This is a genomic window from Bradyrhizobium ferriligni, assembly GCF_056837965.1.
This window is the reverse complement of the sequence record NZ_JBXEJO010000018.1, coordinates 88,326-110,147: the sequence shown is the minus strand read 5'-3', so window position 1 is coordinate 110,147 and position 21,822 is coordinate 88,326. Positions and strand designations below refer to the sequence as shown.

The 21,822-nt window shown below is 66.4% G+C and carries 19 protein-coding genes; 12 read left to right on the top strand and 7 right to left on the bottom strand.

All coding sequences use genetic code 11. The features are described 5' to 3' along the window. Positions 1–21: 21 nt before the first annotated feature. From AC1VNY_RS13315 to AC1VNY_RS13295, 5 genes are all read left to right on the top strand, one after another. On the top strand, positions 22–1,872 hold the full coding sequence (locus AC1VNY_RS13315) for a dipeptide ABC transporter ATP-binding protein (protein WP_482405464.1): 1,851 nt from the start codon (positions 22–24) through the stop codon (positions 1,870–1,872). Positions 1,873–1,967: 95 nt separating this feature from the next. Further along, the gene (locus AC1VNY_RS13310) at positions 1,968–2,147 is read left to right on the top strand and encodes a DUF4089 domain-containing protein (protein ID WP_018269566.1); all 180 of its coding nucleotides are present in this window, start codon (positions 1,968–1,970) and stop codon (positions 2,145–2,147) included. Between the two features lie 7 nt (positions 2,148–2,154). Next, positions 2,155–3,552, top strand: a complete 1,398-nt coding sequence (locus AC1VNY_RS13305) for an AtzE family amidohydrolase (protein ID WP_482405463.1) — start codon at positions 2,155–2,157, stop codon at positions 3,550–3,552. A 1-nt stretch (position 3,553) separates the two neighbouring features. Beyond that, a complete protein-coding gene (gene hpxZ / locus AC1VNY_RS13300) occupies positions 3,554–3,946 on the top strand; it encodes an oxalurate catabolism protein HpxZ (protein WP_016845830.1) in 393 nt (130 codons plus the stop codon). A 13-nt stretch (positions 3,947–3,959) separates the two neighbouring features. Continuing rightward, entirely contained in the window at positions 3,960–4,679 is a 720-nt protein-coding gene (locus tag AC1VNY_RS13295; RefSeq protein WP_482405462.1) for a GntR family transcriptional regulator, read from the top strand. A gap of 53 nt (positions 4,680–4,732) precedes the next feature. On the opposite strand, the gene atzF is transcribed toward AC1VNY_RS13295, so the two are convergent. Beyond that, positions 4,733–6,562: an allophanate hydrolase gene (gene atzF, locus AC1VNY_RS13290; protein WP_482405476.1), complete on the bottom strand. Its 1,830-nt coding sequence runs from the start codon at positions 6,560–6,562 to the stop codon at positions 4,733–4,735. A 194-nt stretch (positions 6,563–6,756) separates the two neighbouring features. Continuing rightward, the gene (locus AC1VNY_RS13285) at positions 6,757–7,275 is read right to left on the bottom strand and encodes a MarR family winged helix-turn-helix transcriptional regulator (protein ID WP_482405461.1); all 519 of its coding nucleotides are present in this window, start codon (positions 7,273–7,275) and stop codon (positions 6,757–6,759) included. 190 nt (positions 7,276–7,465) lie between these two features. Between AC1VNY_RS13285 and AC1VNY_RS13280 the strand changes: the two genes are divergently transcribed. Further along, complete coding sequence (locus AC1VNY_RS13280; protein ID WP_482405475.1) at positions 7,466–9,322, top strand: feruloyl-CoA synthase; 1,857 nt, start codon at positions 7,466–7,468, stop codon at positions 9,320–9,322. 481 nt (positions 9,323–9,803) lie between these two features. Here the strand turns inward: AC1VNY_RS13280 and AC1VNY_RS13275 are convergent, their stop codons facing one another. Beyond that, positions 9,804–10,328 carry a MarR family winged helix-turn-helix transcriptional regulator gene (locus AC1VNY_RS13275; RefSeq protein WP_482405460.1) on the bottom strand — a complete coding sequence of 175 codons (525 nt, stop codon included), beginning with the start codon at positions 10,326–10,328 and terminating at the stop codon, positions 9,804–9,806. Between the two features lie 82 nt (positions 10,329–10,410). Here AC1VNY_RS13275 and AC1VNY_RS13270 point away from each other — a divergent pair, with 82 nt between their 5' ends. Together AC1VNY_RS13270 and AC1VNY_RS13265 are read left to right on the top strand one after the other, a co-directional pair. After that, positions 10,411–11,613 carry a cytochrome P450 gene (locus tag AC1VNY_RS13270; RefSeq protein WP_482405459.1) on the top strand — a complete coding sequence of 401 codons (1,203 nt, stop codon included), beginning with the start codon at positions 10,411–10,413 and terminating at the stop codon, positions 11,611–11,613. A 53-nt stretch (positions 11,614–11,666) separates the two neighbouring features. Next, complete coding sequence (locus AC1VNY_RS13265; protein ID WP_482405458.1) at positions 11,667–12,893, top strand: ABC transporter substrate-binding protein; 1,227 nt, start codon at positions 11,667–11,669, stop codon at positions 12,891–12,893. A 260-nt stretch (positions 12,894–13,153) separates the two neighbouring features. Here the strand turns inward: AC1VNY_RS13265 and AC1VNY_RS13260 are convergent, their stop codons facing one another. Continuing rightward, positions 13,154–13,813: an isochorismatase family protein gene (locus tag AC1VNY_RS13260; RefSeq protein WP_482405457.1), complete on the bottom strand. Its 660-nt coding sequence runs from the start codon at positions 13,811–13,813 to the stop codon at positions 13,154–13,156. Between the two features lie 148 nt (positions 13,814–13,961). Here AC1VNY_RS13260 and AC1VNY_RS13255 point away from each other — a divergent pair, with 148 nt between their 5' ends. Further along, positions 13,962–14,912 carry an AraC-like ligand-binding domain-containing protein gene (locus tag AC1VNY_RS13255; RefSeq protein WP_482405456.1) on the top strand — a complete coding sequence of 317 codons (951 nt, stop codon included), beginning with the start codon at positions 13,962–13,964 and terminating at the stop codon, positions 14,910–14,912. A 158-nt stretch (positions 14,913–15,070) separates the two neighbouring features. Here the strand turns inward: AC1VNY_RS13255 and AC1VNY_RS13250 are convergent, their stop codons facing one another. After that, positions 15,071–16,345 (bottom strand): NAD(P)/FAD-dependent oxidoreductase, encoded by a 1,275-nt coding sequence (locus AC1VNY_RS13250; RefSeq protein WP_482405455.1) that lies wholly within the window; start codon positions 16,343–16,345, stop codon positions 15,071–15,073. 115 nt (positions 16,346–16,460) lie between these two features. After that, positions 16,461–17,867, bottom strand: coding sequence for an MFS transporter (locus AC1VNY_RS13245; protein WP_482405454.1), 1,407 nt, complete (start codon positions 17,865–17,867; stop codon positions 16,461–16,463). 181 nt (positions 17,868–18,048) lie between these two features. Between AC1VNY_RS13245 and AC1VNY_RS13240 the strand changes: the two genes are divergently transcribed. Beyond that, positions 18,049–18,357, top strand: a complete 309-nt coding sequence (locus AC1VNY_RS13240; RefSeq protein ID WP_482405453.1) for a hypothetical protein — start codon at positions 18,049–18,051, stop codon at positions 18,355–18,357. A 35-nt stretch (positions 18,358–18,392) separates the two neighbouring features. Then, positions 18,393–19,289, top strand: a complete 897-nt coding sequence (locus AC1VNY_RS13235) for a sigma-70 family RNA polymerase sigma factor (protein WP_482405452.1) — start codon at positions 18,393–18,395, stop codon at positions 19,287–19,289. Between the two features lie 181 nt (positions 19,290–19,470). On the opposite strand, the gene AC1VNY_RS13230 is transcribed toward AC1VNY_RS13235, so the two are convergent. Continuing rightward, the gene (locus tag AC1VNY_RS13230; protein ID WP_482405451.1) at positions 19,471–20,190 is read right to left on the bottom strand and encodes a hypothetical protein; all 720 of its coding nucleotides are present in this window, start codon (positions 20,188–20,190) and stop codon (positions 19,471–19,473) included. 222 nt (positions 20,191–20,412) lie between these two features. Between AC1VNY_RS13230 and AC1VNY_RS13225 the strand changes: the two genes are divergently transcribed. After that, positions 20,413–21,585 (top strand): ABC transporter substrate-binding protein, encoded by a 1,173-nt coding sequence (locus AC1VNY_RS13225; protein ID WP_482405450.1) that lies wholly within the window; start codon positions 20,413–20,415, stop codon positions 21,583–21,585. The last annotated feature ends 237 nt before the right edge of the window (positions 21,586–21,822 follow it).

Below are 21,822 nucleotides of genomic sequence, written 5' to 3'. Positions count from 1 at the left end.
ATCCCATGAGGGGAGGTGCGCATGACCGCCCAGCCGCTGCTCGACGTCAGCGACCTCACGGTCGAGTTCACCACCCGCCGCGGCATCGTCAAGGCGGTGCAGCACGTCAACATATCCATCGGCAAGGGCGAGACCGTCGGCATCGTCGGCGAGTCCGGCTCCGGCAAGTCGGTGACCTCCTATGCCGTGATGCGGATTCTCGATCGCGCCGGCCGGATCGCCGAGGGCTCGGTGAAGTTTTCCGGCATCGACGTCAAGTCGGCGACCGAGAGCCAGATGCGCGATCTGCGCGGCCGGGAAGTCTCGATGATCTTCCAGAACCCGCGCGCCGCGCTCAATCCGATCCGCAAGGTCGGGCACCAGATCGAGGACGTGTTGCGCCAGCACGTCCAGCAGGCGCAGGTCACCGATCGCGGCGAGAAGGCGATCGAGGCGCTGGAGCAGGTCAAGATCGCGCGCGCACGCGAGCGCTACCATGCCTATCCGTTCGAGCTGTCGGGCGGCATGTGCCAGCGCGTCGTCATCGCGCTGGCGCTGGCCTGCAATCCGCAGCTTCTGATCGCCGACGAGCCGACCACCGGGCTCGACGTCACCACCCAGAAGGCGGTGATGGATCTGATCGTCGAGCTGACCCGGCGCCGATCGATGTCGACGATCCTGATCACGCATGACCTCGGCCTCGCCGCCGCCTATTGCGACCGCGTCGTGGTGATGGAGAAGGGCCGCGTGGTCGAGACCGCAAAGTCGGCTGACATCTTCGCCGCGCCCCGGCACGCCTACACCCGGAAGCTGATGCGCGCGACGCCGCGGGTCGGGGTGTCGCTCCGGGATCTGTTGCCGGAGGAAGACTCTTCCGCCTCGTCCCGCGCGCGGGGAGAGGCCGACACGCTCGGCAGCGCACTTGCGCGCCAGAGCGTGGCGGGTGAAGGGGACTCTCCGCATACTGCACGCGCGGATACAGCCCCTCACCCCGACCCTCTCAGAGCGAGCTACGTTCGTCTCGACCCCGCGAAGGGCGGGGAGAGGGAGCAGAAGCAGCCCCTCCTGTCAGTCGAAAAGCTCGTCAAGGACTATCCGCGCCAGGGCGCGGGCGGGGTGCTGGCAAAGCTGTTCGGGCGCAAGCCGCCGGTCGAGGAGGATATCTTCCGTGCGGTCGACGGCATCAGTTTCTCGATCGACCATGGCGAGAGCGTCGGGCTGGTCGGCGAATCCGGCTGCGGCAAGTCGACGACGTCGATGATGGTGATGCGGCTGCTGGACCAGACTTCCGGCCGCATCATGTTCGATGGCGAGGACATCGGCGGCATCGCGCCGCAGTCGTTCGCGCGATTGCCGGGGCGCAGCCAGATCCAGATGGTGTTCCAGGATCCGACCGACAGCCTTAACCCGCGCTTCACCGCGGCGCGCGCGATCGCGGACCCGATCATGCAGCTCGGCGACATCAAGGGGCGTGACGCGCTCCGCGACCGCTGCGAGGAACTCGCGCGGCTGGTCGGCCTGCCGGTCAATCTGTTGGACCGCTTCCCGCACCAGCTCTCCGGCGGCCAGAAGGCCCGCGTCGGCATCGCGCGCGCCATCGCGCTGCACCCGAAGCTCGTCATCCTCGACGAGCCGACCGCGGCACTTGATGTCTCGGTGCAGGCGGTGGTGCTCAATTTGCTGCAGGACCTCAAGCAGTCGATGGGCATGAGCTATTTGTTCGTGTCGCACGACCTCAATGTCGTGCGCCTGCTGTGTGATCGCGTCATCGTGATGCGCGCCGGTCGCATCGTGGAGCAGGGCACATCCGAACACGTCTTGGGCAATCCGCAGGATGCCTATACAAGGGAGTTGCTGACGGCGATCCCGCATCCACCTCTGCCGGTGTCTTGACGCATGATCCGGAAAAGTGGGGACCGGTTTTCCTCGCGACAAACGCGGAACGCGTTTGCGCGGAGATCATGCGCAAAATCGTTATTGGGAGCGAAATGACCGATCATCTCGACGACTATATGAACGCCGTCGCCCGCGCGATGGCGTTGCCGTTGGAGGACGCCTGGCGTCCGGCGGTGCGCGCCAATCTCGACGTCTCGCTGCGGCTGGCGCGGCTGGTCGATGACTTCCCGCTGCCGGACGACGTCGTGTCGGCCGCCGTCTATTCGACCTGAGATCGCGATGTCCGAAACTCCCGCTTCCATGTCGGCCGCCGAGATCGCGCAGGCCGTATCGAGCCGCAAGATCACGGCTCTTGCCGCGACCGAGGCTGCGCTCGCGCGGATCGCGGCGCATGACAAGGTCCTCAATGCCTTCACCGACGTCACCGCCGATCGCGCGCGTGCCAGGGCCAGCGCGGTCGATGCCGCGATCGCCGCCGGTCAGCCGGTCGGCGCGCTCGCCGGCGTGCCCTTCGCGGTCAAGAACCTGTTCGATGTGCAGGGTCTTCCGACCCGCGCCGGCTCGAAGATCAACCGCGACCTGCCGCCGTCGCCGCGCGACGCGACGCTGATCGAGCGGATGGAAGCGGCCGGTGCGGTGCTGGTCGGCGCGCTCAACATGGGCGAATACGCCTACGACTTCACCGGCGAGAACGTGCATGACGGTCCGTCGCGCAATCCGCATGATCCGGCGCGGATGACCGGTGGCTCCTCCGGTGGCTCCGGCAGCGCCGTCGGCGGCGCGCTGGTGCCGATCGCGCTCGGCTCCGATACCAACGGCTCGATCCGCGTGCCGTCGTCGTTCTGCGGCACGTTCGGCCTGAAGCCGACCTATGGCCGGCTGTCGCGCGCGCGGTCGTATCCGTTCGTCGCCAGCCTCGATCACCTCGGCCCGCTGGCGCGCGGCGTGAAGGATCTCGCGCTCGCCTATGACGCCATGCAGGGACCTGACGCCGATGATCCGGCCTGCATCGTGCAGTCGGTCGAGCCGACCGTGCCGTTGCTTGCCAATGATATCGGTGGGCTGCGGGTTGCGATCGCCGGCGGCTATTTCCAGCAGAATCTGTTTCCGGAGGCAACAGAGGCGGTCGCGCGCGTCGCGAAGGCGCTCGGTGCCACGCGCACCGTGGAGCTTCCCGAAGCGGCGCGCGCCCGTGCCGCGGCCTACATCATCACCACGACCGAGGGTGCCGCGCTGCATCTCGATCACCTGCGCGAGCGTCCCAACGATTTCGATCCGGCGGTGCGCGACCGTCTCATTGCGGGCGCGATGATCCCGGCGGTCTATGTCGACAAGGCGCAGAAATTCCGCCGCTGGTATCGCGCCAGGGTGCTGGAGCTGTTCCAGTCGGTCGACGTGATCCTGGCGCCGGCGACGCCGTGCACCGCGCCGAAGATCGGCCAGGCCAATTTCACGCTCGACGGCGTCGAGCTTCCGGTGCGCGCCAATATCGGCATCCACACCCAGCCGATCTCCTTCATCGGCCTGCCGGTGGTCGCCGTGCCGGTGCCGCTCGAACCGATGCCGATCGGCGTGCAGATCATCGCGGCGCCCTGGCGCGAGGACGTCGCGCTGCGGGTCGCCTACGCGCTGGAACAGATGGGCGTCGTGGCCGCGCCGGCGCCGAGAGGACTCTGATATGGATATCGATCTTCCCGACGTCGTCGCTGAGGTCACCGCGCAGTTCCAGCGATATGAGAAAGCGCTGGTCTCGAACGATGTTGCGGTGCTCGACGAACTGTTCCGCGACGACCGCCGGACGCTGCGTTACGGCATTGGCGAGAACCTTTATGGCTATGCCGAGATCATGGCGTTTCGCGCCGGACGCTCGCCGGTCGGGCTGATGCGCAAGATCGAGCGCACCGTGATCACGACCTATGGCCGCGACACCGCAATTGCCTCGACGCTGTTCTACCGGGACAGCGCACCGGGTAGAGTGGGGCGGCAGATGCAGACCTGGATTCGCTTCCCCGAGGGCTGGAGAATCGTCGCGGCCCATGTCAGCGTCATCGATGAACCCAAAGGTGCTTGAAGGGCGCTCGAGGATGAGCCTGGACGATCTGCCGCAGGGCGCAGAATCCGAGATGACGGTGCGCCGCATCGATCGGCCGTCGTCGCTGGTCGACAAGATCACCCGTGCCGAAGAGCTGCGGCTGCAGCTCGCCGACGAGATCGTGCGCGGCACGCTGCCGCCGGGGGCCGGGCTCGACGAGACCGACCTTGCACGGCGATTCAACGTCTCGCGCACCCCGGTGCGCGAAGCGCTGCGGCAGCTTGCCGCCAGCGGCCTGATCGATGCCCGCGCGCATCGCGGCGCCGTGGTGGCGCGGCCCTCCCTTGAACGGCTCACCGGCATGTTCGAGGCGATGGCCGAGCTGGAGGCGATCTGCGCCGGCTTTGCCGCCGAGCGGATGACGCCGGCGGAGCGCCACGCGCTGGAAGCGATCCACGAGGAATTGCGGGTGCTGAGCTATACCGGCAATCCCGAGCGCTTCCACGAGGTCAATGAGCGCTTCCACAACGCAATCTATGCCGGCTCGCAGAACGCCTATATTGCCGAGATCACGCTGGCGACGCGGGTGCGCGTGCAGCCGTTCCGCCGCGCCCAGTTCCGCAACCTCGGGCGTTTGGCAAAATCCCACGCCGAGCACGACCGCGTCGTCGTCGCCATCATGCGCGGCGACAAGACAGGCGCCGCCGCGGCGATGCGCGCCCATATCGAGCAGGTGCGCGGGGAGTACGAGACCTACGCGGTGTCGGTGTAGCTTCTTCTTACCTCGCCCCGCTTGCGGGGCGAGGGAGCGCACCGCCGGAGCGGCTAGGCTCTCGCCCTCTCCGCCATGAACGCCCGCCAGCCGCCATAGGATGAAATATCGCTCGCGCCATGGATCGCGGCAGGCTCGACGATGAAGCCCTTGGCCTGCCGGCCGTCGGCGAGCCTGATCGTGCCGATCGACAGCGGCGGCGGGATCGCGGCGACGAATTTTCCGAACGCTCCCGGTGACATCGCCCACAGTTCGAGCTTGATCGATGCGCCCGCGCCGGCCTCGATGCGCAGCATGCCGGGCTTGGGCGGCGTGGTGTCGAGTGCGTAGAGCTTGTAGTCCGGTGCGGTGACCGCCTCTTCCATCAGGCGCGCATCGAGCGTCGTCAGCTCGTGGTTCAGCGCCATGCCGGAGAGATGCGCGCCGACCACCGCGATGGTGATCTCACCGGAGCCGGCCTCCATCGGCGCGGCGGCGAGCGGCGGCTGCGGAAGTGAATTGGCGCCGATCGCCAGTCCGGTGTCGGCATGGAAGACACGGCCGATGCCGGCAAGCTGGGCGTCGCGGCCGGCGGGGGCCAGCAGCGTGATGCCGAACGGCGCGCCGTCGGGCCGCATCGCGGCCGGCAGCGCCAGGCCGCACATATCGAGCAGGTTGACGAAATTGGTGTAGCTGCCGAGCCGCGAGTTGAGCTCGATCGGATTGGCGAGCACATCAGCGGTGGAATAGACGGTCGGAGCGGTCGGCAGCACGATCGCATCAAGGTGTGCGAGGCTGCGCTCGGCGACGCGGCGCAGCGCCTCGAGGCGATACAGCGCCGAGAAGGTATCCGCAGCGGTGGGACGCGATCCGCCGACGGTGATCTCGCGCGTCACCGGATGGACCGCCTCGGGCGACGACGCCAGCAAGTCGCGGATCACGAGATAGCGTTCCGCCACCCACGGGCCCTCATAAAGCAGCCGCGCGGTCTCGTAGAACGGCTCGAGGTCGAACTCGACGAGGTCGGCGCCGAGCGCCTGCCAGCGCTTGCACGCCTCGCCATAGGCTTTCTCGGCCTCATGATCGCCGAAGAATTTCAGCTGACCGCTTTGGGGAATGCCGAGCTTCAGCTTCGCCGGAAAGCTCGCGAGAGACGCCAGCGGCCGGTCGCGCGAGAACGGATCGGCGTCATCCGGCCCGGCCATCACGGCGAGTGCCGCCAGCGCATCGTCGACGGTGAGCGAGAAGATCGAGACGCAGTCGAGCGTGCGGCAGGCCGGCACGACGCCGCTGGTCGAGATCAGCCCGAGGCTCGGCTTGAGCCCGACGATGTTGTTGAGCATCGCCGGGACGCGGCCGCTGCCTGCGGTGTCGGTGCCGAGCGCAAGCGGCACGAGGCCCGCGGAGACCGCGACCGCGGAGCCCGAGCTCGATCCGCCCGGCACCAGATCGCCGCGCACCGGATTCCTGGGAATGCCGTAGGGCGAGCGCACGCCGACCAGGCCGGTGGCGAACTGGTCGAGATTGGTCTTGCCGATGATGATGGCGCCGGCCGCACGCAGTTTTGCCACTGCGGTGGAGTCCTGTGCCGGCACATACGAGAACGCCGGGCAGGCGGCGGTGGTAGGCAGTCCCGCGACGTCGATATTGTCCTTGACCGCGACCGGCACGCCGTAGAGCGGCAACGTCGGATCTGCGAGCTGCGAGGCCTCGGCAAGCGCATCCTTCTCGTCGCGCAGGCTGATGAAGATGGCGGGATCGTTGTGCTCGCGGATGCGCTGGTAGCAGCGCGCCACGGTTTGGGCTGGCGTCATGGTGCCGGCGCGGTGCGCGGCGACGATCGCGGCGACAGTTTCAGTCACGTGCTTGGCCTCATCTCGTGGGCGGGAGGCGTCGGAAGCCATCCGCAAGGGAATTGCAGCCTGAGCGAAGCAAGCAATGTGCCATTGTGTACAATTCGCCCGCGTCTGTTGCGAGGCGGATTATTACACAATATCAGTCGCTTGAAATGCCTGTCGGGAATGGATGCCGGCTCGCTTGAGAGAGTATCTGCCCAATTTAGAGGCAGGTCTGATCAAGCCGAAATCTCGTCGCGAGGTCAGGTGAAGCAGGCGAGGATCTGCAGCAGCTGCTCGCGATTTTCCTTGCCGATCTTCTCGGCGACATGCCGTTCATGCTCGGCCGCGAGCCGCTTGAACTGCGCCAGCGCGGTCTTGCCGCGCCCGGTCAGATGCAGCGCGTGGGAGCGGCGGTCGGTGGCGGAGGGGACGCGGCTGACGAACTCGCGGTCTTCCAGGCTGTCGAGCAGATGCACCAGCCGCGCGCGCTCGATCCCGAGCCGCTTTGCCACCGCCATCTGGCTGAGGCCCGGATTGGCCCCGATCACGGTCATCACCGAATATTGGGTCGGGCGGATATCGACGGTTGCCAGCGTCTTGATGAAGTCCTGAAAGATCCAGAGCTGGAAGCGCCGCACCGCATAGCCGGCGTGACCGACCAGCGCGTCGAGGCCGATGTCGTCGCCGTTGGGCGCCTGTCCATTCGCCGTGTGCACCCGGGGGCGGATTGCTGCTGCCGTTCCTGCCGGCTTGCGCGATGTCTTTTGCTGGACTGCCATGACCGCAAGGCTAGCGCGCCCAAGGCGGGATGGAAAGATTGTTGTTGACGACAACAATTGATGTCCGCAACATTATGATCAAAGAGCCCGGCCGGGACCGCGGCGCCGCACCATGTTGCGGCGCGATCCCGATAAGACACGGGTGACAAGACTTGGGTGACAAGACTTGGGCGAGGAGGAAACCATGACGATGGCCGCCGCCAGCGGAGACAATCCGAGCAGCCTGTTCGCGACGCCCGCGATCGTTGCGGTCAGCCGCAACGATGGCAGCATCCTGGTCCGCTCCACCACGCCGCTGAAGCAGGGTGCCCGCTGCATCGGCGACTGGCTGGAGCATTGGGCGCGGCAGGCCCCGGATCGCATCTTTCTCGGCGAGCGCGCCAATGCCGAGGCGCCCTGGAGCACCGTCAGTTATCGCGACGCGCTCGGCATCGTGCGGCGGGCCGCATCATGGGTCCTCGCGCAGGGGCTGAGCCCGGAACGGCCGCTCGTCATCCTCGCCGACAACGGCATCGACCACGCGTTGTTTGCGCTCGCCGCGCAGCATGTCGGCGTGCCCTCGGCCGCGATCTCGCCGGCCTACTCCTTGATGTCGAAAGACTTCGACAAGTTGAAGAGCATGGTCAGCCTGCTCGACCCCGGCGCGATCTACGTCACGGGCACAGGGTTGTTCGCGGCGGCGCTTGGCGCAATCAGGCCGCTGCATCGCGCAACCATCGTCAGCGGCAATCCCGACGATGCCGACGCATTGCCGTTCCGCACCGTCGCTGCCACGCCGGAAGCGCCCGGGGTCGCCACGGCGTTCGCGGCGGTGACACCGGACACGATCGCAAAATTCCTGTTCACCTCGGGCTCGACAGGGACGCCGAAGGCCGTGATCAACACCCAGCGCATGCTGACCTCGAGCCAGCAGGCCAAGGCGCAGACCTGGACGTTCCTCGAGCAGTCGCGCGATGATCTGCTCATCCTGGACTGGCTGCCCTGGAGTCACACCTTCGGCGCCAACCACAATTTCAACCTGGTGCTGCGCAACGGCGGCACGCTCTATATCGACGGCGGCAAGCCGGCGCCCGGCCTGTTCGCGACCTCGCTCGCCAACCTGCGCAGCGTGGTGCCGACGGTCTATTTCAACGTGCCGCGCGGCTTCGACATGCTGATCGCGGCGCTGCGCACCGACGACGAACTGCGCAGAAAATTCTTCGAGGGCACCAAATTCGCCTTCTATGCCGGCGCGGCGCTGCCGCAGAACCTGTGGGACGCGCTGGAGGACTTATCGCTGCGGACCGTCGGCCGCCGGCTGCCGATGGTGTCGGCCTGGGGCTCGACCGAGACCTCGCCGCTCGCGACCGACTGCCACTTACTGGCCAAACGCTCCGGCAATATCGGTGTGCCGATCCCCGGCACCGAGCTCAAGCTGGTGCGGTCGGGCGACAAGCTCGAGGTCCGCGTGCGCGGGCCCAACGTCACGCCGGGCTACTGGAAGGCGCCCGAGCTGACCGCTGAGGCCTTCGACGACGAGGGTTTTTACAAGATCGGCGACGCCGTCACCTTCGCGGATCCCGCACGGCCCGATCTCGGCCTGTTCTTCGACGGCCGCGTGGCCGAGGATTTCAAGCTCAATTCCGGCACCTGGGTCAGCGTCGGCACCTTGCGCGTCGCCGGCATCGCGGCGCTGGCGCCGCTCGCGCAGGACATCGTCGTCACCGGCCATGGCCGCGACGAGGTGCGCTTCCTGGTGTTTCCGAACCTCGCCGCCTGCCGTTCGCTGGCTGGGCTGCCCGATGGCGCCGATGCGCGGGAGGTGATCGGTCATCCGGCGGTCCGTTCCGCGATCGGGCAGGGGCTGGCACGGCTGAAGGCGCAAGGCGGCCATTCCTCCGGCCACGCCGCCCGCGCGCTGCTGCTGGCCGAGCCCGCCTCGGTCGACGGCGGGGAGATCACCGACAAGGGCTACATCAACCAGCGCGCCGTGCTGACGCGCCGCGCCGCAGCGGTGGCGGTATTGGAGGACGACGGGTCGGGTGAGCCGATCCGCTGCGCGGGGTGAGATTGGGGGTAGAAAAGGCGGACGTAAGGAAGGCACCAGCGGAAGGGTTCCCTCCCCCCTTGCGGGGGAGGGTTAGGGAGAGGGGTACCGCTTGCTCCGCTGCCGATTGAACACGAGGACACGCGTTCGTCGGTGAGCCAAGTCGTTGATGTGGCGTTGCGCAACGGCTCGAGTTGAGCCCGGGGCCACCCCTCTCCCCAGCCCTCCCCCGCAAGGGGGGAGGGAGCCTGAGGAGTGTGCTCGCCTGACCTGATGGCGGCGTCACGTCCCTCCGCTTGCGACCCGACGACGCAGTGCATCATCTGTTTTTAGTTGCCCTAGCAACTAGTCTGTGCGAGTTTCCGCACCCATAGGGACAGGGCCGGTCAACGGCCACGCGTTTGGGAGGAAAATGTTGCGCAGCACGGCGCGAGCGGCACGCATGGACAATCGGGCGAAGACCGTGGGGGTGCCGGACGCCGCCCGTGGCCCGGCCGCGCCGTCAGGTCGTGCTTTGCCCGGTGACGGCGCCGAGATTCTCGTGCAGCCGGCGCAGCAGCTCGATCAGCACCTCGCGCTCGTCCTTCTTCAGGCACGCCAGCAGCCGCCGCTCGCGCTCCAGCGCCGCGACGATGACCTTGTCGTGGATGGCGCGGCCGCGCGCGGTCAGCGTGATCGAATGGGTGCGGCCGTCGTCCGGCGCAGTGCGGATCGTCAGCAGGCCGCGCTTCTGCAATGCGGTGAGGTTGCGGCTGACCGGCCCCTTGTCGAAGCCGATCACCTGGCAGATCCGGGAGGCGGGAATGCCCGGCTCGATCGCCAGTTGCGAGATGATCCGCCACTCGGTGACGTTGACGCCGAAATTCTTCTGGTAAAACGCGGTGGCGCTGTTCGACAGCTTGTTGCCGATGAAGGTGATGAACGCCGGCACATAGCGATCAAGGTCCAGCAGCGGGCCGTCGCTGGCGTCTGCGGGATCGGCCGGTCTCGGCCGGCGCGGCTTTCGGGGGAGGGGCTGGCTGCTCATCTCTCAAATCATCGCTGCGAAACTGTCCGGGAGCAATAGATATGCGGCCCGTGTCGACAAGATCAAACCTCGGGAGGTCCCGATGACTGCAACAGAAGCTGCGTCCGTCCCGCATCTCGACGTCGATCCGTTCGCGCTCGAGTTCTTCGCCGATCCATTCCCGACCCATGAGCGGCTGCGCGAGGCCGGGCCGGTGGTCTATCTCGACAAGTGGAATGTCTATGGCGTGGCGCGCTACGCCGAGGTCCATGCGGTGCTGAACGATCCCGCGACCTTCTGCTCCAGCCGTGGCGTCGGCCTGAGCGACTTTTCCAAGGAGAAGCCGTGGCGGCCGCCGAGCCTGATCCTGGAGGCCGACCCGCCCGCGCACACCCGGACCCGCACCGTGCTGAGCACGGTGTTGTCGGCGACCGTGATGAAGCAGCTTCGCGGGCAATTTGCCGCCGCCGCGGAGGCCCGCCTCGATGCGCTGCTGGAGAAGCGCAGGTTCGACGCGATCACGGACCTTGCGGAAGCCTATCCGTTGTCGATATTCCCGGATGCGCTCGGCCTGAGGCCGGAGGGCCGCGAGCATCTGCTGCCCTATGCCAGTCTTGTGTTCAACGCCTTCGGCCCGCCGAACGAGCTCCGCAAGGAGGCGATCGAGCGCTCGGCGCCGCATCAGGCCTATGTCGCCGAGCAATGCCAGCGCGACAATCTCACCCCGGGCGGCATCGGCGCCTGTATTCACGCCCATGTCGATACCGGCGCCATTACCGCGACCGAGGCGCCCCTGCTGGTGCGTTCGCTGCTGTCAGCCGGTCTCGACACGACCGTCAACGGCATCGGCGCCGCCGTCTACTGCCTCGCCCGCTTCCCCGAACAGTTCGAGAAACTGCGCAACGATCCGACGCTGGCGCGCAACGCCTTCGAGGAAGCCGTGCGGTTCGAAAGTCCGGTCCAGACTTTCTTCCGCACCACGACCCGCGACGTCGAGCTCAGTGGGGCCAGCATCGGCGAAGGCGAGAAGGTGCTGATGTTCCTGGCTGCGGCCAATCGCGATCCGCGCCGCTGGGAGGCGCCCGACAGCTACGACATCACCCGTCGCACGTCGGGTCACGTCGGCTACGGTTCGGGCATCCATATGTGCGTCGGCCAGCTCGTCGCCCGTCTCGAAGGCGAGGTGATGATGGCGGCGTTGGCGCGTCGTGTCGCCAGGATCGACATCACCGGCGAGCCGAAGCGCCTTTTCAACAACACGCTGCGCGGGCTCAGCAGCCTGCCGGTCGAGATCACGCCGGCCTGACGAGACGCTCAAGACCGGCAAAAGGTCGATTGAGGAAACATGGGAGGGAGACGATGAGGGGCTTCGGGGTTGGGCGATTGAGGATCGGACTTGCGCTGGCATTGGCCTGCGCCGCGGGCAGCGCACGCGCGGAGATTTCCGGCGATGTGGTGCGCGTCGGCGTGCTCAACGACATTTCCGGCATCTTCCAGGACACCAACGGCATGGGTTCGGTGGAAGCCGCGCGCATGGCCGCGGAGGATTTCAATGGCGGCGGCAAGGGCATCAAGGTCGAGATCGTCTATGCCGATCACCAGAACAAGGCCGATGTGGGCTCGGCGATCGCGCGCAAATGGCTCGATGTCGAAGGCGTTGATGCCATCGTCGACGTGCCGAACTCGGCGGTCGGGCTCGCCATCAACACCATCCTGCGCGATAGCCGGATGACGTTCCTGGCGTCGTCGACCGCGAGCTCCGATCTCACCGGCAAGGCCTGCTCGCCGAACACCATTCAATGGGTCAACGACGCCTGGGCCACCGGCAACACCACCGCGGCCGCGATGATGCAGCGCGGTGGCAAGGACTGGTACTTCGTGACCGTCGATTATGCACTCGGCAAAGGCATTGAAGCCGAAGCGACGAACTACATCGAGAAGCACGGCGGCAAGGTTTTGGGCTCGAGCAAGCATCCGCTCGGCACGTCGGACTTCGCGTCCTTCCTGCTCCAGGCGCAGAGCTCGAAAGCAAAAGTGATCGGGCTCGCCAATGCCGGCGGCGACACCATCAATGCGGTGAAGCAGGCGGCCGAGTTCGGCATCCAGCAGGGCGGCCAGACCATGGTGGCGTTCCTGCTGTTCGTGAACGACATCCACGGCATGGGCCTGAAGGTCGCGCAGGGCCTGCAATTGCTGGAAGCCTTCTACTGGGACATGAACGACGATACCCGCGCGTTCGCAAAACGCTTTGCCGCGCGTCCCGGCATGAACGGCAAGATGCCGAGCGGCAATCAGGCCGGCGTCTACGCCTCGACGCTCGCCTACCTCAACGCGGTTGCCGCCACCGGCAGCGACGACGCCAAGGCGGTGGTGCCGCAGATGAAGACCTTCAAGGGCAAGGACAGACTGTTCGGCGAAACCACGATCCGCCAGGACGGCCGCGTCATCCACCCGATGTATCTGTTCGAGGTGAAGAAGCCGGACGAGTCGAAGTACCCCTACGACTATTACAAGCTGATCGCGACCATCCCGGCCGACCAGGCGTTCCGGCCGATCGCCGATGGCGGGTGTTCGCTGGTGAAGTGAGCCGCGCCGCGAACACCGCTGCGCCCCCTCTCCCACGCCACTCGGGTTTACCCGAGTGGCGCTATTTCAAGTTGTCGAAGTCGGATAAATCCGACTTCGACTGGGAGAGGGTTGGGGTGAGGGTATCTCTCCATGCGGCGTGCTGCGCGGAGAGACCGCGACCCCTCACCCGGATCGCATTTCGCTTCGCTTCATGCGTTCCGGCCTCTCCCACAAGGGGAGAGGCGGACCGAATGTGCGGTGCGCTGTTCGTGAACTCGCTACGCTGCCTTCGCCGCTCCGTCAGCCACCTTGACCCGCCCCAGCATCTCGGCCGCCGTCATCACATGTGCGGTTGAGAATGCGAGGATGGTCAGCGTGGCGCGGTGCACCTCCTCGGCGGACAGCGCGCCCTGGCCGACATCGGGATAATCGAAGGTGCCCGTCGCGTCCGACAGGAAGACGACCTTGTAATTGTGGAACATGGCGTCGCGCGCGGTGGCGTGGCAGCAGTTCTCGGTCGTGGTCCCCGAGATGATCACCGTGGTGATGCCCCATTCGCGCAGGATGAGATCGAGATCGGTGGCGAAGAACGCGCTGTAGCGGTGCTTCTTGATGACGTGCTCGCCGGGGGCGGGCGCGAGGTCGTCGAAGATCTCGACGCCCTCGGTGCCGTCGACCAGCGACGACCGGTCGGCGATCGGCGAATAGAGATCGTCATAGAGCCCCATGTCGCTGCCGTCGCGGCGATGCACATGCGCGGTGTAGACGACGCGGATGCCCTTGTCGCGGCAGGCCTTCAGGGTCTGCGCCAGCCGCGGCACCATGGCGGCGGCCTGGGCCGAACGCAGCTTGGCGCCCTCGGCCACGAAATCGTTCTGCATGTCGACGACGATCATGACCGTGCGGGCGGGATCGATGATTTCGCATTGGTAGCCCATGTGGTGTCTCCTCCTGGTGAGAGACAATGTCTACGCCGGTTCCCGCGATCGTTCTTGGCTGCGCCGGCCAGCCGCTGGTCTCTGCTTGCCAGAATGGGGGGCTGGACGCAGAATATCCCGCTGCCGGGTTGGGCGGGAGCAAGGTCCGATGCAGACCCCAGATCACACAGTCGTCGCGCAAACGCTTGTTGCGCCGGGCGACAGTTTCGACCGCTGGCATCACGTCACCTGCCGCGAATTCTCGCTGACCGAATGCCGCCGCGTCGCCGACGAGGCGTTCCAGGCATCGATCTCGATCCGCCATCTCGGCCCGCTTGCCATCAACGACATCTGGTCGTCGACGCCGGCCGCCGACCGCATCCGGGTGATGCGCAGTGCGAGCGACGTCCGCAGGGATCCGCGCGACTATTTCATGCTGTGGCTCACGCTGCGCGGCGAGGTCAGCTTTGCGCAAGGCGGCCGCGACGTCCGCATGCGCCGGGGCGATCTGATGCTGCATGACCAGGCGCAGCCGTTCACGCTCGAATTCGCCCCGAGCGCGCGCGCGATCATGGTGTCGATCCCGCGGCCGCTGCTGCTCGCACGCCTGCCGGATGCGCAGCGCCTGACGGCGCGGCGGGTCGGCAACGCGTCGAAAGTGGGAGCGCTGGCGGGATCGCTGATCCGCCGGCTGACGCGGCTCGACGATGCGGCCGGACCTGCGGCGATACGGCTAGGCGCGGCGGCACTCGATATTTTCGCGACCACGCTGCAGACCGAGCTGACGGACGAAGGGCCACAGCGCGGCGACGAAAGGCTCATGCGGGTCAAGGCCTACATGCTGGCCAATCTCGACGATCCCGGGCTCGATCTCGATGCGATCGCCGCCGCGCAGAACATGGCGCCGCGCACGCTCAATCGGCTGTTCGCGCGCGAAGGCACGACGCCGATCCGCTGGCTGTGGCAGCAGCGCCTTGCCGGCGCCTATCAGGCGCTGGCCGAGCGGCGCTTCAGCCATGTCACCGATGTCGCGCTGAGCTTCGGCTTCAGCGACGTCTCGCATTTCAGCCGCGCCTTCAAGGCCGCGTTCGGCCGCTCGCCGCATCAGGTGATGGGGTGAGGAACTCGCAAAATCTCGAGCCACGTCATTGCGAGCGGAGCGAAGCAATCCATCTCACCGCTTGCTGAGAGATGGATTGCTTCGTCGCTATCGCTCCTCGCAATGACGGTGTTCCCACGGGCGGCCATAGCGTGAGCGCGCCCAGCTCCGCGAGAGCGCTACTGCGCCACCTTGCTGCTGCCTTGCGTGATCAGCCGTGCGGCGCGCTGGTCGCGGGTGTGGATCCAGAGCCAGTTCATCGCCACCGCAATCCGATGGCGCACGCCGATCAGGAAGTAGATGTGGGCGAGGCCCCAGATCCACCATGCCAGCGAGCCGCGCAGCTTGAGCCAGCCGAAATCGATCACCGCCTTCTTCTTGCCGATCTGGGCGAGGCTGCCGGCATGCTTGTAGCGGAACGGCGGCAGCGTCTTGCCGTCGAGCCGGGCCTTGATCAGCGCGGCGACGTAGCGCCCCTCCTGCTTGGCGGCCGGCGCGATGCCGGGCACCGGATTGCCGTCGGGGTCCTTGATCGTGACGGTGTCGCCGACGGCGAAGACATCGGGATGGCCCGGCACGGTCAGATCCGGCTCGACCTGCAGCCGATGGGCGCGATCGGCCGGCGCGTTCAGCCATTCGGCGGCGCGCGAGGCGCGCACGCCGGCGGCCCAGACGATGGTGCGCGCCTCCAGCCGCTTGCCGCCGAACACCACGCCGTCGGCCGAGCATTCGGTGACCGGCTCGCCCAGCATCACCTCGACGCCGAGTTTCTCAAGTGACGCCTGCGCATAGGCCGAGAGATCGTCGGGAAATCCTGCCAGCACGCGCGGGCCGGCCTCGATCAGCACCACGCGCGCCTTGCGCGTGTCGATGTGACGGAAGTCTTGCGGCAGCGTGTCCTTGGCGAGGTCGGCGATGGTGCCGGCCATCTCGACGCCGGTCGGCCCGGCGCCGATGATGACGAAGGTCAGCAGTGCTGCGCGCTTGTCCGGATCGGTCTCGCGCTCGGCGCGCTCGAAGGCGACCAGGATGCGCCGCCGCAGCGTCGTCGCGTCCTCCAGCGTCTTCAGGCCGGGCGCGAACGGCTCCCATTCGTCATGGCCGAAATAGGCGTGGCGCGCGCCGGTGGCGAGGACCAGCGTGTCGTAGGGAAGGCTGCCGCCGTCGTCGAGTTGCACCTGCTTCGCCGCGGCGTCGACGCCGCAGACATTGGCGAATAGCGTCGTCACCTCGGGCCGGTCGCGCAAGAGATAGCGGATCGGCCAGGCGATCTCGCTGGTGGCAAGCGAAGCGGTCGCGACCTGATAGAGCAGCGGCTGGAACAGATGGTGGTTGCGGCGGTCGATCAGGGTGATCTCGACCGGCGCGCCCGCGAGGCCGAAGGCGGCTTCCAAGCCGCCGAAGCCGGCGCCGACGATCACCACGCGATGAGGTTTGGCCGGCGCTTGCGTCATCTGATGTCGCTCTCGGGTTCGAACGGCTTCGTCGTTTGATTATGTATTCATTCGCAGCCCCATTCCAACACGAAATGCCCGATCGCCCGATAGCAAAACCCAATCGCAGCACGCCTCACGCATCCTGCGGCGCGGCCGCGGCGACCGCCCGCCGCCGCATCGGCAGGAACAAGCCGGCGACCGCGCCGGCGAACGACAGCGTTGCGGCAAGGCTCATCGCCGACGCGAATCCGTTTGCGAAATGTCCGGATGAATCGGCCGCGCCATTGGCGGCAAAGCTCGCCACCAGCGCCGCGATGCCGAACATGCCGCCGAGGAAACGACCCATATTGAAGACGCCCGACGCCTTGCCCATCTCGCTGACGATGACCGCGCCCAGCACCGCGTTCTGTGCGGCCGGCATCGCCATCGACACGCCGACGCCGGCAAGCACCAGCGGCGCGACGAGAGCGGAATAGGGCACTGTGGGGCTCACGATCTCGCTGATCCATCCGAGCCCGATCGCCTGCATCAGGAGGCCGGCGACGACCAGCGTGCGCTCGCCGAACCGGTTGACCGCGGCGCCGGCGATCGGCGCGGTGACGAACAGCGTCGCCGTCCACGGCAGCAGACGCAGCCCGGCACCGAAGGCGTCGAAGCCGAGCGCGATCTGCAGGAACTGCGGCAGCAGGAACAGCACGCCATACATCGCGGCGTAGAACAGCACGCTTGCGGCCATGCCGGATGCAAACGGCCTCGCCGCGAACAGCCGCATCGGCACCATCGGGCTTGTGGCGCGCAGCTCCCACAGCACGAACATCGCCGCCAGCGCGACGCCGGCGATCAGGGCGCCCGAGACTTCCGCGCTGGCCCAGCCGACACTGTTGCCGCGCAGCAGGCCCCAGACCAGCGCCAGCGCCGCGAGCGCGACCAGTGTCAGCCCGGCGATGTCGAGCGGTGCAGTCGGCCCAAAACTTTCGCGCAGGCGCGTGATCACGAGGGCGATCGCGACGAGGCCGATCGGCAGATTGATCCAGAAGATCCAGCGCCAGCCGAGATGTTCGGTGATGAAGCCGCCGATCGCGGGACCGATGATCAGCGCGCATCCGGTGATGCCGCTGAAAATGCCGAGCGCGCGGGCGCGCTCCTCGCGGCCGAAGGCGCCGCTCAGGATCGCCATCGCCAGCGGCATCACCAGCGCCGCGCCCGCGCCTTGCAGGGCACGGGCGGCGATCAGGGCCGCGGCGTTGCCGGCCAGCGCGCAGGCCGCGGACGCCACGACGAACAGGCCGATCCCGGCCGCGAACATCCTGCGCCGCCCGAACCGGTCGCCGAGCGCCGCGCCGGTCAACAGCAGCACCGCGAAGGTCAGGTTGAAGGCGTTGACGGTCCATTGCAGCGTCTCCACGGCGCTTCCGACATCGGCGCGGATGGTGGCGAAGGCCGTGGTCATGATCATGGCGTCGAGCGCCATCATGAAGGATGCCAGCGCGGTGAGGCCGAGCACCCAGCGCTGTTCGGCGCGCTGCTGAGGGGTCTGCATGGTCGTTCTCCCTTGCCGCGCCGCGAGGTTGCGGCGCGCTTCGCCGGCAAGGACGATGCGGAACGGGCAAAGGATGCGGCCGAAATTTATTTTTGCCGGACCGCATCCTTTGGCGGTTGGCAAACGTCCTTGGATCTGACGCGGCCGGTTCAGGCCGCAGAACCAGGCCAAGGAGGCTGCGATGAGACGGACCCTGATCAGGTACAAGGCGAAGCCGGAGATGGCGGAGAAGAATGCCGCGCTGGTGTCGGCCGTGTTCGCCGAGCTGAAGGCGGCGAAGCCCGACGGCGTGCGCTATCTGACCCTGCGGCTGGAGGACGATACCTTCATCCACATGGTCGAGACCACGGCCGAAGACGGCTCGAGCCCGATCCCGAAACTGGCCGCGTTCCAGGCCTTCCAGGACGGCATCCGCGATCGTTGCGCCGAGCCGCCGCTGGTTCGCAGTGCGGTGATTGTCGGGAATTATCGTATGCTGGATGAGCCGTGAACCGGCGGGCAGTGCACCGATCTGGCGGAGCCATCATGACGTCACCACACCAAGCGCCGGCCGCGACCGACGTCGACGCGCTCTTGGCGGCGATGCGGCCAAGGCTGCATCGCTACTGCGCCCGCATGGTCGGATCCGTCATCGACGGCGAGGATGTGCTGCAGGACGCGCTGATCAAGGCGGTGGAAGCCTTCGGGGCCGCCGCGCCGATCCAGAATCCGCAGGCCTGGCTGTTCCGGATCGCGCACAACACCGCGCTCGATTTCCTCAGGCGACGCAACCGCCAGGAAGCGCTCCACGCGCCGGAGGAGGTGGACATGATGGCCGGAGAGCTCGATGACGTAGGCCGCCGCGAGATCGCCGCGACCGGCCTGCGCACCTTCATGCGCCTGCCGGTGGCGCAGCGTTCCAGCGTGATCCTGATGGACGTGCTCGGCTGCTCCTTGCAGGAGATCTGCGGCATTATGGATTTCAGCCTGCCTGCGGTGAAAGCCGCGCTGCACCGTGGACGCACGCAGCTGCGCGAGTTTGCGAGCGAACCGGACGATGCGCCGCGGCCCGGCCTGTCGCCGGCCGATCGCATCAGGCTCAACGCCTATGTCAGCCGCTTCAACGCCCGCGACTTCGATGCCATCCGCGCCATGATCGCCGATGACATCAGGCTCGAGCTCGTCAACCGGACACGGCTGAACGGCAAGGCCGAGGTGTCGCGCTACTTCGGCAATTATTCGAAGATCGACGACTGGCACCTGGTGACCGGACAGGTCGAGGGACGCCCCGCGATCCTGGTGTTCGACCCGAACGCACAGGGCGCGCCGCCGCGATCGTTCATGCTGCTCGACTGGTCGGCCGACAAGGTCGCGACGATCAGGGATTTCCGCCACGCGCCCTATGCGATCGACGGCGCCGAATGGGCGGTGGACAAGGGGTGATCGGCTTATTCCGTGTCGTCCCGGACAAGCGAAGCGCGATCCGGGACCCATAACCACGAATGGGAATCGTCTTGGATCGCTGGGGCCCCAGCTCTCTTCAGCAATCTAATCCTGTGGTTATGGGTCCCTGCTCCCGTCCGCAATTGCGCACTAGGCAGGGACGACAGCGGGTGAGCGCGCGCTACCGAGTCTTCCCGCCGAACTCACCATTGGCGATCCGCGCAACGCGGCTGCCGCCTGCGGCCGGTGTGCTGTTTCGTTGAAACAGGCCGTCGCCGCTGGTCTCACGCGGCAATGGCGGCGGTTCCTCGTAATAGCCGCCACTCCGCCAGACCAGCAGGACGATGTTCATTGCGCCATTGACGGCCGCGCCGACCACCGTTTCGGTGTGCTGATAGGTCAGCGCATATTCGGGAAATCGTCCGGCGATGGCCCTGTCGAGCACGAGGAGGGCGATCCATGCCGCCATCACGCAGACCGGATCCCAGCCCATGTCGCGCACCCGCATCGATTGCAGCATGAAGCAGATGACGAGCATGCCGTAGAAGGCAATGACGAGCACGGGGTTGCTCGATGCCTGCGCCAGCAGCACGTCCATACTGCCGCTCGCCGGTGCGTTGCCGGTGACGCCGTAGACCAGCATCATGAAGCCGAGGCCCACCACGAAGGTGCAGAAGAAGAAAGCCAGTCGGCCCATCCGGGCATTGAAGCCGAAGATGTAATTCAGCATGTGACGCACCCCTTTGGCGGCAGCCTCGGCCAGGGATGCTTTCCGGACCATGAAGCCCGCGAGCGCTTGCCGGCCCGTGGTTTCCGGGTGCTTTACCGGATCGTTAAAGCCTGCTGCAGTGCGGGCGTGGGTCGTTGCGGAAGGCCGGTGCCTGCGACAATCGTTGCCCACGCAACCGGCATTATATTTCTTGCCATGGTCGATTTAGACGAATTATGATGCAAGGTGCTGGGGTATGCGCCGAAGGTTCTAAGTCAGCGCCGTCGGTTCATGCTTGCTGCAGACTTGCGATATCGCGCACAAAATACGTCACAGAACGACGCGCGCAAAGCGTGACCCCCGGGCCCTCGTGATCGAGCCTCGTGGGATCTTTGGTTGAGGAGGGGAGTGAATATGAAAAAGGCATTTTGGCTGGCAGGCGCCATGGCTCTGGCGCTGGCGCAGCCCGCGCCGGCGGCTGACAGCGTCAAGATCGGCTTTGTCTCGACCTTCAGCGGTCCGACCGCCGTGATCGGTAACGACATGCGCAATTCCTTCGAACTCGCGCTCGACCATCTCGGCCGCAAGATCGACGGCAAGCCGGTCGAGGTGATCTACGAGGATGACCAGCAGAAGCCCGATGTCGGCAAGCAGAAGACCGAGAAGCTGGTGCAGTCCGACAAGGTCGACTTCATCGTCGGCTACATCTGGTCGAACGTCCTGCTGGCGTCGCTGAAGACCGCGGTCGATTCGAAGACCTTCCTGATCTCGGCCAATGCCGGTCCGTCGCAGCTCGCCGGCGAACTGTGCTCGCCTTACGTGTTCTCGACCTCCTGGCAGAACGACCAGACCCCGCAGGCGGTCGGCACCTACATGAACCAGAAGGGCGTCAAGTCGGTGTTCCTGATCGGCCCGAACTACGCCGCGGGCAAGGACATGCTGGCCGGCGTCAAGAGCACGTTCAAGGGCGAGGTGGTCGGCGAGGAATATACGGTGTGGCCGAGCCAGCTCGACTTCTCCGCCGAGCTCACCAAGGCGAAGAACTCCAAGGCCGAGTCGATCTTCGTGTTCTATCCGGGTGCGGCCGGCGTGCAGTTCCTGAACCAGTACGCGCAGGCCGGCATCAAGCAGCAGATCCCGCTCTACACCGCCTTCACGATCGACGAATTGTCGCTGCCGTTGCAGAAGGACAATGCGCTCGGCGTTCCCGGCGCGCAGCAATGGGTCAACGACCTGCCCAACGAGGAGAACAAGAAGTTCGTCGCCGACTACCGCAAGAAGTATCCGGGCCTGCGGCCGACCTTCTACGGCGCGCAGTCCTACGACGCTGCCAACCTGATCAACAGCGCCGTGATCGCAGTGAAGGGCGACCTGACGAAGAAGGACGCGATGAAGGCCGAGATGGAGAAGGTGAACTTCAAATCGGTGCGCGGACCGTTCAAGTACGGCAACAACCACATTCCGATCCAGAACTTCTATCTGCAGGACGTGGTCAAGGATGCCGAGGGCCAGCTGTCGCTGAAGACGGTCGCGACCATCGTCAAGGACGACCAGGATCGCTTCCACGACAAGTGTCCGATGAAGTGATCTTCGGGCAGTTTTGGCCCGTGGCTTGCTTTCTTCACCTCGCCCCGCCCTTGCGGGGAGAGGTCAATCGCGAAGCGATTGGGTGAGGGGCTCTTTCCGCGAATTCGGCTCGCGGAAAGAGCCCGTCACCCCAACCCTCTCGGGGCGAGCTCGTCCCGGCCCCGCAAGAGCGGGGCGAGGGAGAACAACAAGCCGTATAAGCGGCGGCGCATGCGCGCTGCCGCTGTTTCATTTAAA

What these genes read in the sequence shown, in the direction of transcription:
- AC1VNY_RS13315 (WP_482405464.1), top strand. Translation starts at nt 22, where the DNA reads ATGACCGCCCAGCCGCTGCTCGACGTCAGCGACCTCACGGTCGAGTTC.
- AC1VNY_RS13310 (WP_018269566.1), top strand. Translation starts at nt 1,968, where the DNA reads ATGACCGATCATCTCGACGACTATATGAACGCCGTCGCCCGCGCGATG.
- AC1VNY_RS13305 (WP_482405463.1), top strand. Translation starts at nt 2,155, where the DNA reads ATGTCCGAAACTCCCGCTTCCATGTCGGCCGCCGAGATCGCGCAGGCC.
- hpxZ (WP_016845830.1), top strand. Translation starts at nt 3,554, where the DNA reads ATGGATATCGATCTTCCCGACGTCGTCGCTGAGGTCACCGCGCAGTTC.
- AC1VNY_RS13295 (WP_482405462.1), top strand. Translation starts at nt 3,960, where the DNA reads ATGAGCCTGGACGATCTGCCGCAGGGCGCAGAATCCGAGATGACGGTG.
- atzF (WP_482405476.1), bottom strand. Translation starts at nt 6,562, where the DNA reads ATGGCTTCCGACGCCTCCCGCCCACGAGATGAGGCCAAGCACGTGACT.
- AC1VNY_RS13285 (WP_482405461.1), bottom strand. Translation starts at nt 7,275, where the DNA reads ATGGCAGTCCAGCAAAAGACATCGCGCAAGCCGGCAGGAACGGCAGCA.
- AC1VNY_RS13280 (WP_482405475.1), top strand. Translation starts at nt 7,466, where the DNA reads ATGGCCGCCGCCAGCGGAGACAATCCGAGCAGCCTGTTCGCGACGCCC.
- AC1VNY_RS13275 (WP_482405460.1), bottom strand. Translation starts at nt 10,328, where the DNA reads ATGAGCAGCCAGCCCCTCCCCCGAAAGCCGCGCCGGCCGAGACCGGCC.
- AC1VNY_RS13270 (WP_482405459.1), top strand. Translation starts at nt 10,411, where the DNA reads ATGACTGCAACAGAAGCTGCGTCCGTCCCGCATCTCGACGTCGATCCG.
- AC1VNY_RS13265 (WP_482405458.1), top strand. Translation starts at nt 11,667, where the DNA reads ATGAGGGGCTTCGGGGTTGGGCGATTGAGGATCGGACTTGCGCTGGCA.
- AC1VNY_RS13260 (WP_482405457.1), bottom strand. Translation starts at nt 13,813, where the DNA reads ATGGGCTACCAATGCGAAATCATCGATCCCGCCCGCACGGTCATGATC.
- AC1VNY_RS13255 (WP_482405456.1), top strand. Translation starts at nt 13,962, where the DNA reads ATGCAGACCCCAGATCACACAGTCGTCGCGCAAACGCTTGTTGCGCCG.
- AC1VNY_RS13250 (WP_482405455.1), bottom strand. Translation starts at nt 16,345, where the DNA reads ATGACGCAAGCGCCGGCCAAACCTCATCGCGTGGTGATCGTCGGCGCC.
- AC1VNY_RS13245 (WP_482405454.1), bottom strand. Translation starts at nt 17,867, where the DNA reads ATGCAGACCCCTCAGCAGCGCGCCGAACAGCGCTGGGTGCTCGGCCTC.
- AC1VNY_RS13240 (WP_482405453.1), top strand. Translation starts at nt 18,049, where the DNA reads ATGAGACGGACCCTGATCAGGTACAAGGCGAAGCCGGAGATGGCGGAG.
- AC1VNY_RS13235 (WP_482405452.1), top strand. Translation starts at nt 18,393, where the DNA reads ATGACGTCACCACACCAAGCGCCGGCCGCGACCGACGTCGACGCGCTC.
- AC1VNY_RS13225 (WP_482405450.1), top strand. Translation starts at nt 20,413, where the DNA reads ATGAAAAAGGCATTTTGGCTGGCAGGCGCCATGGCTCTGGCGCTGGCG.